General features: G+C 60.0%; 10 protein-coding genes and 3 pseudogenes. 1 reads left to right on the forward strand and 12 read right to left on the reverse strand.

All coding sequences use genetic code 11. The features are described from left to right. Window positions 1–190, forward strand: a 190-nt coding sequence (locus tag DJ029_RS22285) for a hypothetical protein (protein ID WP_232823170.1), incomplete at its 5' end; no start/stop codon positions are given. Here the strand turns inward: DJ029_RS22285 and DJ029_RS22290 are convergent. The 12 genes and pseudogenes from DJ029_RS22290 to DJ029_RS21030 all read right to left on the reverse strand — a co-directional run. After that, window positions 113–277, reverse strand: a pseudogene (locus tag DJ029_RS22290) (IS6 family transposase); the annotation flags it as partial. The gene DJ029_RS22285 and the pseudogene DJ029_RS22290 sit on opposite strands and share 78 nt — an antisense overlap. A gap of 94 nt (window positions 278–371) precedes the next feature. After that, window positions 372–1,316, reverse strand: coding sequence for a formylglycine-generating enzyme family protein (locus tag DJ029_RS20980; protein WP_112324425.1), 945 nt, complete (start codon window positions 1,314–1,316; stop codon window positions 372–374). A 194-nt stretch (window positions 1,317–1,510) separates the two neighbouring features. Then, the gene (gene betC, locus DJ029_RS20985; protein WP_112324426.1) at window positions 1,511–3,079 is read right to left on the reverse strand and encodes a choline-sulfatase; all 1,569 of its coding nucleotides are present in this window, start codon (window positions 3,077–3,079) and stop codon (window positions 1,511–1,513) included. A 70-nt stretch (window positions 3,080–3,149) separates the two neighbouring features. Beyond that, complete coding sequence (locus DJ029_RS20990) at window positions 3,150–4,124, reverse strand: TAXI family TRAP transporter solute-binding subunit (RefSeq protein ID WP_112324427.1); 975 nt, start codon at window positions 4,122–4,124, stop codon at window positions 3,150–3,152. Continuing rightward, entirely contained in the window at window positions 4,121–6,046 is a 1,926-nt protein-coding gene (locus tag DJ029_RS20995) for a TRAP transporter permease (RefSeq protein WP_112324428.1), read from the reverse strand. The genes DJ029_RS20990 and DJ029_RS20995 overlap by 4 nt, the downstream gene beginning before the upstream one ends. A 3-nt stretch (window positions 6,047–6,049) precedes the next feature. Further along, entirely contained in the window at window positions 6,050–7,312 is a 1,263-nt protein-coding gene (locus tag DJ029_RS21000; RefSeq protein WP_112324429.1) for an ROK family transcriptional regulator, read from the reverse strand. 158 nt (window positions 7,313–7,470) lie between these two features. After that, a pseudogene (locus tag DJ029_RS22295) lies at window positions 7,471–7,750 on the reverse strand (IS6 family transposase); the annotation flags it as partial. 131 nt (window positions 7,751–7,881) lie between these two features. Then, complete coding sequence (locus DJ029_RS21010) at window positions 7,882–8,928, reverse strand: Ldh family oxidoreductase (RefSeq protein WP_112324430.1); 1,047 nt, start codon at window positions 8,926–8,928, stop codon at window positions 7,882–7,884. Window positions 8,929–8,935: 7 nt separating this feature from the next. Continuing rightward, a complete protein-coding gene (locus DJ029_RS21015; protein ID WP_112324431.1) occupies window positions 8,936–10,216 on the reverse strand; it encodes a TRAP transporter large permease in 1,281 nt (426 codons plus the stop codon). Window positions 10,217–10,228: 12 nt separating this feature from the next. After that, complete coding sequence (locus DJ029_RS21020) at window positions 10,229–10,798, reverse strand: TRAP transporter small permease (protein WP_112324432.1); 570 nt, start codon at window positions 10,796–10,798, stop codon at window positions 10,229–10,231. A 65-nt stretch (window positions 10,799–10,863) separates the two neighbouring features. Further along, entirely contained in the window at window positions 10,864–11,844 is a 981-nt protein-coding gene (locus DJ029_RS21025; RefSeq protein ID WP_112324433.1) for a sialic acid TRAP transporter substrate-binding protein SiaP, read from the reverse strand. Window positions 11,845–12,394: 550 nt separating this feature from the next. Further along, window positions 12,395–12,874 (reverse strand): annotated as a pseudogene (locus DJ029_RS21030) (IS6 family transposase); the annotation flags it as partial. Between the last annotated feature and the right edge of the window lie 116 nt (window positions 12,875–12,990).

Genomic DNA, 12,990 nt, shown 5'->3' on the forward strand with positions numbered 1-12,990 from the left:
CTCAGGCGAATGCTGCTTCCGTTTCGACATCTCTGATCTCCTTCTCGTCGAAGATCAGCAGACAGCAAATCATAGCTTACGTCAGCGTCCGATTTTCGGGGGGCAGCTCACTGTTCCACCAGAACCGGACAGTTTCGTCGCTGATCTCGACGCCACGTTCGTGAAAAAGGTCTTCGACATTCCGCCATGACAGCGGAGATCTGACGTACAGCATTGCTGCCAGGCGGATGATTTCCGGGCCGCTTTGAAAACCCTTGAATGGGTTTCTCTTCGTCATAATCAGAAGCGACGAAGCCCCCTGCCCGCCTCAACCGGATTCTTTCTGACACTGCCCTCCTGCCTTTTCGTACCCCCGAATGCGGCGCAGTAGGTCAACCAGCCACTTCAGGCGTCGATGCGACGCGGAAACCGCAATTACCGGTGGAACTGTCCGGATCGTTCCGCGTGCGGGAATGGACGTGATATCGGTCGCAATGGCTTTCGTGGCACAGGAACGACCCGCCGCGCTGCACGCGGGGTACGGCACGCCAATCTTTGCCCCGGTCATCGTCCGCTGAAGGCTGGTAGCCGTCGCGCGGACCAAACGCATCCTCGACCCACTCCCAGACGTTCCCCGTCATGTTGAACAGTCCGTATCCGTTTGGGTGAAAAGCATCGACGGGTGCGGTTCCGGCATGGCCGTCCTCTGCGATGTTGATGTGCGGGAAATCCCCCTGCCAGGTGTTCATGGCGAACGCGCCGCCCGGCGTCAGGGCGTTACCCCAAGGATATTTCTGCTTCGCAAGGCCGCCGCGCGCGGCGTATTCCCATTCCGCCTCGCTTGGCAGCCTGAGGCCCGCCCAAGCGCAGTAGGCCAGCGCGTCGTACCAAGCGATATGCACCGTCGGGTGGGTTTCGCGCCCCTCGTATGTGCTGTCAGGGCCTTCGGGCCGCGCCCAGTATGCGCCATCGACCTTGCGCCACCAAGGCAGGTCCGGCGGGCTTTCAATCCAGTTGTCCGGGTCCTTCAGGAACAGGTGAAAGACGAAGGACCAACCCTCACGTTCGGCAACCGTGCGGTAGCCGGTATCGTCGACGAAATCCGCGAAGTCCAGGTTCGTCACAGAGGTGGCTGAGATTAGGAACGGGCGCAGTTTTACCCGCAACCGGGGCGAATCCAGATCGCCCTCATAGGTCGATTTACGCGCGCCCATATCAAAGAAGCCACCCCTCAGCGACACAAGGCGCGCTGCCAATTCCGCGCGGCGGGCGGCGGAAGCCGCAGGAACATCGGCCACTGCCGCAAGGTGATCACGCACCCTGTCGGCGTCAGTCATCGCCTTACAGGTCGGGCAACACCCGGATTTCTGCTGCGTCATGCGCCCCCCGTTTCGGATCGCCCGGCGCGCGCGACGCCGGGTTCAGCATTCCCGCACGACCGCGCGGCCCTTCCGCCGCGCGTTGTGCAGTCCAGACAACTATAGGGCGGTCGGCCGATGCCCGGAAACCGGCAACTGCCAGATCCACCGGATTACTTCGCCTTCGAAGCATGGCGCAGGCGCTGTGGCGGGGTTTTCGGAACATAGGGGAACCGCCCCCGCTGCTTTGTCGCCGTCGTGCTCGGGTCCACCCCGCCCCGGACATAGACTTTGCCTGGATCATAGGGCGGACCGTAGTCCCAGGTCGGGAAGGTGCCGCACTTCATGGCCTCCTGCACGAACAGTCGCTTTTTCTGCGACACGCGCACCCGCATCTCAAGGTCGTCTTCGTCCCACCGCTCGTGCATCAGGCGGGAAAGCCGCTGAACATCGCTTTCATGGCCCGGCGTCGCAGCCAGGTTCTGAAGTTCCAAGGGATCGCTAGAAAGGTCGAACAGCATCTTCGGGTCGGTACGGCTGTGCACCAGCTTCTTTGCCCCCTCCAAAACGATCAGCCCCGGCGCATAAAGCCCTTCGCCATTGAACTCCACAAAGATCCGGTCATCCGTGCTGTTGCGTTTTGGCAGGGCAAACAGGCTGCGCCCGTCATAGGGCGCCACGAAGTCAGAAAATGCACCTTCGGAAGCGATATCTGTGAACGTCGGTAAAAGGTCGACAAGCGAGGCCAGCGCCTCTTCCCTGTGGCCTTTGCGGAACCCCGGACCCTGAGCGATCAGCGGCACCCGGATCGACGCCTCATAGGGGTTGAACTTGTACCACATGCCCCGCTCGCCCAACATCTCGCCGTGGTCCGAAGTAAAGACGATGCAGGTATTATCGTACTCGCCGATGCTTTTCAGCGTCTCTACAAGGCCGCCGAGCAGTTCGTCGATATGGCTGACCATGGCGAAATAGCCGCGCCGCGCGCGGTAAAGCTGGTCAGGCGTGATATCGAATTCGTCCTGGCGGATCGTCAGGAAATACCGCTGGGACCAGGGGTCGCGCTGGTCATAGGGGATATGGGGGACCTCGGGCTCGGGGATGTCCCGACCTTCATACATGTCCCAATATTTCCGCCCCGCCACGAAGGGGTTGTGGGGCTGGGTAAAGGAGACGTGCAACAGGAATGGCCTCTCGTCAGTGGATCGAGCGTGGTCATACAGCTCCTTGCGGGCGGCGACAAAAACCTCTTCGTCGTAGTCGATCTGAAGATTACGCTCGCAATGGCCAGCTTCCACGACGCTGAGCAGGCTCATCACCGAGGGGGCATAGGGTTCGTCCGTCTGGTCCCAGTCAGCGGTCCAGGCAAAGTCCGACGGGTAGATGTCCGTGGTCAGGCGCTTTTCAAAGCCGTGAAGCTGATCCGGGCCAACGAAATGCATCTTACCCGACAGCGTCGTCTTGTAGCCAAGGCGGCGCATGTAATGGGCGAAGGTCGGCTCGGACGGCAGGAACTCGGCTCCGTTATCGAATACGCCCACGTCCGACGGCAACCGCCCGGTCATCATCGAAGCACGCGACGGGCCGCACACCGGGTTGTTGCAATAGCTGTTGGCGAAGGTCGTGCCGTTCGCTGCCAGTGCGTCGATATTGGGGGTGATCGCGTAAGGCTTGCCATAGGCCGATAGGCACAGGGCGGTCATCTGATCCGCCTGGATGACAAGTATGTTCGGTCGTTTCATGTCGCACTCTCGGGGTTCTGGTCTGCAAAGTAGGACCGCCCCTTGGTGAGCGGCCCGATCACGTCTTGGGTCAGCCGCCTGTACGGGCGACGAAATCCTCGATCCCTGGAACGCCGATTTCGCGGTAGTAGCGCAGCGCGCCGGGGTGCAGCGGCGAGCCGAAGCCGTTCAGGATCGTATCGGCCGACACTTCGGCGAAGGCAGGGTGCACGCCAGCCAGCCTATCAAGACTTTCGAAGATCGCCTTCGTCATCTCGTACACGCGCTCCTCGGACACTTCGGCCGAAATGACCAATCCGTTCGCCAAGCCATAGGTCGGCACATCTGTGCCCACCTTGTCATAGGTGCCGGCCGGGATCGACAGGCGGAAGTAAGGCGGATAGGCGGCCTGAAGTTCGGCAAAAAATTCATCGGACACCGGAACCAACTTCAGATCGCGCTGTGCGGCCAGCTTGATCACCGGCGCCAGCGGGAAGGAACCGTTCCACAGCGCGGCGTCGATGTTGCCATCCGACAGCATGTCGACCATGTCGCCAAGGCGAACACGGAACGGTTCGAAGTCTTCGCCTGCGATCATGGACATAAGGATGTCGGCATCAAGCATCGAAACGCCGCCCGGCTGGCCCATGCCGACGCGCTTGCCCTTGAGGTCTTCCAGCGTCTCGACCGAGCTACCCTCGACCGTAAGAACATGCATCGCAACCGGCGCAATCGACATCCAGGCAAGGATCTTGCCCGGCTCCGTGCCGGCATAGTTCCCGGTCGCGGTATATGCTTCGTACGCGGAAAGCGACGTGGCCATCGCGGCCTCCAGCTCGCCGCTTTGCAGAAGCGCGATGTTCGCGACGTAACCCTTGGTTTCCTCGGCCGTGGCCTCGACGCCCTCAACGTTGTTGTTGATGACATCCGTAATTCCGGCCGACCACGTATAGGCCGTACAGGTCACCGGGCAGGAGCCGATGGAGAAGTACTCCTGCGCGACCGCCATTGCGGGCATGGACAGCGCCGCGGCAGCGATCAGGCCGCCTTTCAGATAGGTGTTCATTGTATTCCTCCGTTGCTGGTTGTTACTTGCGGCTTGTCGCCGCTTGCTTGTGGTAAGGGTGGGGTCGAACCGGTTCTGCGGGCGTCCCAGAAGGCGACACCAAGGGCGAGAAACGCCGCCAGCAGATCCGTCCGCAAGTCCGAAGTGACGAACAGCACCGCCGTCACCCCAAGGATGAGTCTCGCAATGGGGCCGATCCTGTTGAACAGACAGCCCATAGTCGCGGCGCTGGCGCAGACGCCCCCTGCGATGGCAGTAACGAAGGACAAAATGATCTGCGTGGTGGTCGCATCCTTCAGAAGGATCGCAGGGTCGTAGACAAAGAAGTAGGGGACGGCAAAGGCCGCCATGCCGAACTGGCACGCCAACAGGGCAATGCGCATTGGATTGCCCCCGGCGATGGATGCCGCCGCGAAGGCAGCAAGCGCCACGGGCGGGGTAATCGACGACAGCATGGCCGAGTACAGTACGAACAGGTGCGCCGCGATCAGCCCGACGCCCATGTCGACCAGCGCGGGCGCGACCAGTGTGGCGACCAAAATATAGGCCGCCGCGGTGGGCAGCCCCATCCCGAGAACAAGGCAGGTCAGCATGGTCAGCACAAGAGCGATCGGCAGCGATCCGCCCGATACCTCTACCACCATCGATGAGAATTTGAGCCCAACGCCCGTCAGGGTAATGACACCGATGATCACGCCAGCTGCCGCGCAGGCAACGGCCACGGGAATGACGGCATGCGCGGCTGCAACACAGGTCTCGACCAGGCGCTTTGGCGTCAGCGAAGTCTTACGGCTAAAGTAGCTGACCAAGATCGAGGCGACCACGGCCCAGAACGAGGACAGCATGATCGAATACCCGTTGATCAGCATTGACACAAACACCGGCAACGGCAGCAGCAGGTAAGAGCCGCGCAGGATCGACCCCCAGTCGGTCAGGTCGGCCGCTTCACGCAGGATCGGAATCTTTCGGCGCACCGCCTCGAAATGAACCATGGCGAACAGGACGGCATAAAAGAGGACCGCCGGAAGGAACGCGGCCTTGGCAATGTCAAAATACGAGGTGTTGGTGAATTCGGCCATGATGAACGCGGCCGCTCCCATCACCGGAGGCATAAGTTGCCCGCCCGTCGAGGCGACCGCCTCGATCGCGCCGGCGGCTTCCTTGCGATAGCCGCTACGGCGCATCAGCGGGATCGAGATCGGCCCCGTGGTCAGCACATTGGCCACCGCCGTACCCGAGATCATGCCCATAAGGCTGGATCCGACCACAGCCGCCTTCGCCGGACCGCCGCGCATCCGCCCGGTCAGGGCCGTCGCAAAATCCATCAGCACCTGCCCGGCGCCGGTTTTCTCCAGCAGCGCTCCCAGGACGACGACGCCGGTCACGAAGGTGGCGCTGACACCAAGCGGGGTGCCGAATACGCCGCCGCCGCCCAGATAGACCTGGGATGCAACCCGTTCCAGCGAGTATCCGCGGTGCCCGAAGGGCGAAGGAAGGTATGATCCGAACAGCCCGTACGAAACGAAAAGCCCCGCCAGGATCACGATCGACAAGCCGATCGTCCTGCGGCAGGCATCGAACAGCGCGATCAGCAGCGCCACGCCCAAGTACACCTCGACTTCGGTGATCGCGCCGTAGCGGTTGTTGATCGCCTCAAAGTTCACCAGCTGGTGGCCAGCAGCGACGACACCCATGGCAAGCGCCAGGACAATCCAAACACGTTTCAGGCCAACAAACCTGCCTGCCGGCTCCGTGAACGTGACGCGAAGCGCCATCGTGAATACCAACATGAAGACGAGCACAAGGTGCGCGCTGCGCTGTATCCCGTCCGGGAACACCCCGAAATAGGCTGAGTACAACGTCACGCCCACCAGCAGCACCGATGCAGCACCTATCACACCATTCAGAAGCGCCGGAACCATGGTCTATGCCTCTCTTTGCTTCGGCACCAGGCCGGAAGGGTTTGAAAAACGTTCAAAATCAAGCAGGTCTGAGTAACAGAATGTGCTGAGCGCAAGCAGCGCTGCCGCCTGAACCGGCGCGACCTGACCCGCAACGATTGGCAGCCGGCCCGACATTTCCTCGCCGAAGTCGCGCCCCAGCGCACGGCGAAGCCCGGTGATATAGGCGGCATTGGCCCCGACATAGCCGCTGATGATGACCTTCTCCGGACCCAGCAGCTTGCAGACGCCGTCAAGTGCCGGGGCAAGGCTGGCGCCGGCACATTCTAGCAAGGGCGCCTTGTCGGCGCTTTCGACGACCTCTAGCAGCCGGGCGGCATAGGTCTGTAACTGCGACCGATCGAACCGGCCCGAAGTGATCTTGCCCAATTTCGACAGGATACCGAATCCGGTCGCGTTGAGGTTGAGGCAATCCTGCCGACCACAGACGCAGCGATGTGCCGACGGCTCGCTTCGGAAGTGGCCTATCATCCCCGAAACGCCATCCTTGCCCCGGACCAGCTTGCCCCCCGTCATCACGGCAGCACCAATCAGCGTGGCGACGTGAACCAGAACGAAGTCATCCACTCCCCGCGCATCGCCAAAGCGCATTTCCCCGATAGCAAGAGCGTTAGAGATGTTGTCGATCCGGATAGGCAGGCCAAAGGCAGCCTCAAGCTCTCGCTGGAACAGCCCGTCGTCATTGCCCCAGCCGAAGTAATCAGAGCGCACGATCTCGTTCTCTTTTAGCGAGGTGCGCGCCGCCAACGCGACGCCAACGCCGACGATCCGCGCCGCGTCGATCTCTGAGCGGTCGATCAGGGCTTTCAACTCGCGACCGTAAGCGCGCGCCGTTCCGCCAATATCCTCGCTGACCAGATAGGGGATTTCCTTGCGCGCCCGAAGTACTCCGTTCGCATCGCAGATCGTGACTTCCGAGTGATAGGCCGACACCGTGATCCCTGCTGCGAAAAGCCCCTCGCCCCGGATCATCAAGCCGATCTTCGGACGACCCAGCCGCTTGCTTGGCTTTCGTTTGCGACTGTCCGTACCGGCGATCTCCTCGACGATGTCCGCTTCTACCAGTTCCCGTACGATCCGCGTGGCGGCCATCTCGGAAAAGCCGAGTAAACGCGCCAGTTCAGCGCGCGCGACGCCCGGGTTCGCCTGCACAAGGGAAAGCACCAGACCGCGGTGCGTTCTGCGCAGGCTGGCAGGAGAGGACGCGTCGATTCTATTTTTAACCATACGTTAGTTATTAATTGATCAACGCACCTGTGTCAACGTTCAGGATCAGGCCCTTCCCCCTTGGCCAGACGCTAAGTCGCCGCCGCGGATTGATGGGTAGTATTGATAAGTCTGAAGGTGTTGAGGGCAGCCTATGCCGCTTTTACATGTACCGGTGCTGTCAGACCGTTGATCTTCACGAAGATCTCGTCGAGATGCCAGCGCCACCGGCTGGATCGCATGCCCTCAATGCGATGTTTCCGGATCTCGGAGGCGAACATCGGGGCGAACCGTTGCCACCACTAGCGGACGGTCTCGCGACTGACATCGATGCCTCGCTCGTGCAGCAGATCCTCCACGTTTCGGAGCGAAAGCGGGACAGCGAACGTACAGCATGACCGCCAAGCGGATGATCTCCGGGCTGCTGTGGAAGTACTTGAAGGGGTCGCGTTTTGTAATGGATGGAAGCTACGAAACCACCCTGCCCGACTCAAACCGATTTGCTCTGACAAGACCCATCTGCAGGATCTGGAGGTGAGAGCCGGATTGAAGGGTCCCGGTGCTGGCCACCGGATGCCGGGACTGAACACCTAGGCCAGACCATCAATCCCAAGCGTGCGCGACAAGTCTTCAAAACGGGCGGCCGTCACAGGATCGAGCACGATGCCGTTCGTGCGGCGTTCCAACGCCACGGCCCATTCGCGGTCACCGGGTGCCATCACCTTTCGCCCTGGCCGCGCCGGTGAAGCGCGCACCAGTTCGAGATACCGCGTTATCCCCACCTGCACGATTTCTGCCCCCGCGAATGCCTCGGGGTCGAGTGCGATGACAAATGCCCCCATGCCGCGCGGCGTATTGAAATCGGGTCCGCCCATGGGGGCAATGTCGGGCGACAGCCTCATGCCGGTCAACACGGCCGACAGCACCTCGGCGAAGCCGCCCAGCCCCGCGCCCTTGAAGCCGAATGCGGCGCCCAAAGGCGCCAGCATCTCTGCGATATGGGGATCGGTCGTATCGGCACCGGCGCTGTCCGAAGCCACTCCTTCGGGCAGGGTCGTCCCGGTCGACCGGTAGAGTTCCACCCGGTTATAGGGCACCGCGCTGGTGGCCATGTCCAGAAGCCAGGGATTGCCGGGGGCAGGACAGGCGACGGCCAACGGATTCGTGCCGTGAAACCGCTCCGCCCCGTCGTAGAGACGCACGAAGCTGTCGCTGTTGCAGGTGACCAGCGCCAGACACCCGCGCTGCGCAGCGCGGATCGCATAGGCACCTGCCGGTCCGAAGTGTGAAGAATTGGTGATGCCCACGGCGCCGATCCCCGCCTCGGCTGCAAGGTCACAGGCGTGGTCCATCGCGGCATAGGTGGCGCGGGCACCTTGCGCATCGTCACCGTTCACCATACCCGACCCAGCCCGCGTGCGAGTGAATTGGATTTTCGGCGCTTTGTTCAGCCGGCCACCCTGCAGTGCCTTGGCGTAATGGCCCAACAGGCGCACGCCGTGGCTGTCCACACCATGGATGGATCCATGCATCATGGACTCCGTACAATCGCGGGCCGTCTCCGGATCGGCACCTACTGCGGCAAGAACGGCCCGGCAGTATCGGGCCAGTTCATCGACCTGAACTGGTTTGTCCATGCTGGTCCTAGCGGTAAATCAGGGTTGGCAGCCACATGGTGATGCCGGGGATGAAAGTCACCAGCAACAGCACGATCACCAGCGGGATCAGGAAAGGGGCGGTGCCAACGACGCATTGCTCGAACGGAATTTTCGCAACTCGCGCAAGCACATACAGCACCATTCCCACCGGCGGCGTCAGAAGCCCCAGCATCAGGTTCAGAACCATGATCACGCCAAAATGCACTGGATCAATGCCGAGTGTCACCGCAATCGGCAACAGCACCGGGACCATGATTGTGATCGCCGCCACCGTTTCCATGAAACAGCCAACCGCCAGCAGGATCAGGTTCATCAACAACAAGATCACCCAGGGCCGGTCGGAAATCGCCAACAATCCGGCGGCGAACTGCTCCGGCACCCGGTTGGAAGTGAGGATCCAGGCAAAAATGGCCGCCGCACCAACGACCAGAAGGACAACCGCCGTCGTTTCGATCGTATCGAAGCTGACGCGCAAGAACCGGCGCAGAGAGAGGGTGCGATACACCACAAGCCCCAGAACCAGTGCCCAGGCACAGGCGGCCACCGCCGCCTCGGTCGGGGTAAAGGCACCCGACAAGATGCCCCCCACGATGATGACCGGCGTCAACAGCGACAGAAACGCGCGCTGGAACGTTGACCAGAGCACCGACCAGTAAAAGGTCTGGTCGCGCCCGAACCCTTTGCGCCGGGCCATGATGGAGATCATGATCATCAACGATGCCGCCATCATCAACCCCGGAATGAACCCCGCAACGAACAACTGACCGATGCTGGCGCCCGCGACAACACCGTAGATAACCATCGGCAGGGACGGCGGAATGATGGGACCGATGGTGGAGGATGCGGCCGTTATGCCGACAGCGAATTTTGCGTCGTACTTAGCGTCTCGCATGGCCTTGATCTCGATCGCGCCCAAGCCTCCGGCATCGGCCACCGCAGCGCCGGACATGCCTGCAAAGATGACAGATGCACCTACATTCACATGACCGAGGCCGCCGCGCATCCAGCCGACAAGAGCCAAGGCAAAATTAAATATGCGTTCGGTGATTCCGGCGGTGTTCATCAGGTTGCCCGCCAGGATGAAGAACGGCACGGCCAGCAAGGGGAAGCTGTCGACGCCGTTGATCATCCGGTGGGCCACTACCATCGGCGGAGGCGAGCCGTTGAAGATGAGGAAAATCGCCGACGATCCGGCCAGAGCGATGGCCACGGGCATGCCGAAAACCAACATGCCTGCCAGCATTGCGAAAAGCCAAATTACGTCCACTGGGGGCTGCTCCTAGTCGATCGCGCGGATCTGATCCGCATGCAATTGGGGGTCGATCAGTTTGCTGGTGCCGCTGCGCAGGTGGCGCCAGGTGTTCCATGCAGAATACAGCGCCATGCATACAAAGGCGGCAGCAACGATCCAGTATATCGTCGATTTCGGAATATCGAGCGAAACCATCATTTGCCGCGTGCGTCCGGCGATCTGCCCGCTGAATATGGCAAGCATGATGAAGAAGGCGGTGGTCAGAACATCGATCACTGTCTGGGCAATGCGTCGCCCGGTACGTGGAATCCATCGGTAAACAAATTCAACGGCGATGTGGCTTTGCTTGCGCGTCGCCATGATCGATCCGATGAAGGTCACACCGATCAGCAAGAAACGGGCAATTTCTTCGGTCCAGGCGATGGAGTCGTTCAGAATGTATCGCGTAAAGAACTGTAGAAAAACGACAAAAGCAAGAAACCAGAACAGTATCAGAACGATGGAATCGTCCCAGGACTGATCCGAAAGGTCGATTTCCTCTTCCTCCAGAACGATTGGTGCGATCACGACTTGTTCCGACGTCTCTTGTCCGTTCATGGTATTTCCTTCGGGGGCATGGCGTACAGGCGGGCAGCGAGGCCCGCCTGCAGAACCGGAACAGATTATTCGATGGCTTGCAGCCGATCGTAAGTCGCCTGATCCCAGGTGGCCATTTCACCGTTGTGCACTGCCTTCACCGCCTCGATGAAAGGCGCGCGATCGACTTCGTTCACCTGCACGCCTTCGCCGCGGAACCATTCGACCAACTCGTTCTCTGCGTTGATGATGGCATCGGTGGCGCAGACGGCCGTCGCTTGGGTGACTTCGCTCAACGCCGCGCGATCAGCCTCGTCCATTGCATCCCAGGCGGGACCGCCGACGATGGTCAACAGGGCGTCCGTGATGTGGCCGGTGAGGTTGATGTTGGTCTGCACTTCGTGGAACTTCTTGGCCTGGATGGTAGGCAGCGGGTTTTCCTGCGCATCGACTGTCCCCTGCTGCAACGCCAGATACACCTCAGCAAAGGCGATCGGAGCAGGGTTGGCACCCGTTGCCTCCGGGAACATCATGTAGAGCGGCGCATTCGGAACTCGAATCTTCAACCCCTCCATGTCGGCAGGCGTCAGGATCGGCTTGTTTGAGGTAACATGGCGTGCACCATAATAGGTCATCGCAGTGATGTGGTTGCCGGAGGCCTCCGTGTAACCCTGCGCCAGTTCGTCGAACAGGTCCGAGTTACGGAACTTGTCCCAGTGGTCGTAGTCGCGGAACATGAACGGTGCGCCGCCGATAGCGATGGGGCCGTAGGAACGGCCCGCAAACAGTTGTCCCGTGTAAATGATGTCGACCGTGCCAAACCCCAGTCCTTCGTTGATGTCGACTTCCTTACCGAGGGACGAAGCGGGGAAAACCTCAATCCCGTAGCGGCCTTCGGTAGCGTCCATCAGCAGGTCGTTCGCTGCCACGGCGCAGGTGTGGTAGGGTTCGCTGGATTCATAGACATGCGCCCATTTAAGCTTGGTTTCAGCCCCCGCCACGGCAGGCAAAAACCCCAGCACGGCTACAGCCGAGATGGTGGCGAAATGAATATTCTTGGTTTTCATAGGCTTCCTCCCTGGATAACGCGACATGGCCGTATTGGCCGGCACGTTCAACGACGCATCTTATGGGACAAGCTGCTTTTGGCAAGCCATTGCATTTATTTGTATTAAGTTAGCTTGAAAATCGACTCCACAAAGCTTTGATTTACCCCCATAATAGTCAGTAACCAATTTTATATACATGACAGACAGCCCGACAAGAGCCCGGTGTTTGTGAAGGAGTTGTCCCCCGATTTCAGCATGAGATTCCACGCTTTCGATTTGGCGATGGTAGTGGCTCGTCGTCGTGAGAACCGGCGTTGATCCAACTGAAATGTAACGAACGATCAGAACTCGAGGTGTTGTCAGACCAATTCGAACTGAGCCTCCCCCTTTCAAGTGGTCCGCCTCTATAGTTAGGAAAGCGGAGGACCGCAGATCGCCATCAAGAGACCCAAGCCTGAAGAGATTGTCGTGAAGTTGCGGCAGGTTGAAGTTTTGATGGGGCAAGGCATGCCCCGGTTGCTGTCAGACGAATGCGAACCAGTCTCTGGAAAGCCAGTGTGGCTTTCGACTATGCCGCGCCGAGAGCGCGCCACTCATTAAGAGCGGCGGCGCAATTGAGTTTGAAATTATCACGCTAGTAGAGGTGGTGTTCCTGATTGAAATGGTTGCAGACGGAGGAATGAACGGCAGCGAATTTCTGTAAACTTCGCATGCGGCGGAACCGCTGCATGGCCCGTTCTCGTCGTCGAAACGGCAGGTTAGAATTCTCCGCCCGAGTGTTAAGCCAGCGACCGGTTTCCTGACGATTGAGATTGCGAATATCTTTCATTGCAGCACCGTAGGACCTCAGTTTATCCGTGACGATGATTTCAGGTTGGCCGTGCCGCTTCATTGATTTCTTGAGGAATTTCAATGCCGCTTTGCGATCTCGGCGCTTCGTGACGAAGCTTTCCAGCACTTCCCCTTCATGATCCACGGCTCGCCAAAGGTAATGTAGCTCACCATTGATCTTCACGAACACCTCATCCAGGTGCCATTGCCAGTTCGAACAGGTGACCTGCCCCCAAGATTTCGGACCATTTAAAAGGAGAGTTTGTTCTCGTAACGTTCAAAGCAACGAGGAGAACGAAGAATGCGGAAGTCACGTTTCACAGAGGAACAGAT

This window comes from Oceanibium sediminis (assembly GCF_003265325.1).
In the GTDB taxonomy this organism is placed as follows: Bacteria; Pseudomonadota; Alphaproteobacteria; order Rhodobacterales; family Rhodobacteraceae; genus Halovulum; species Halovulum sediminis.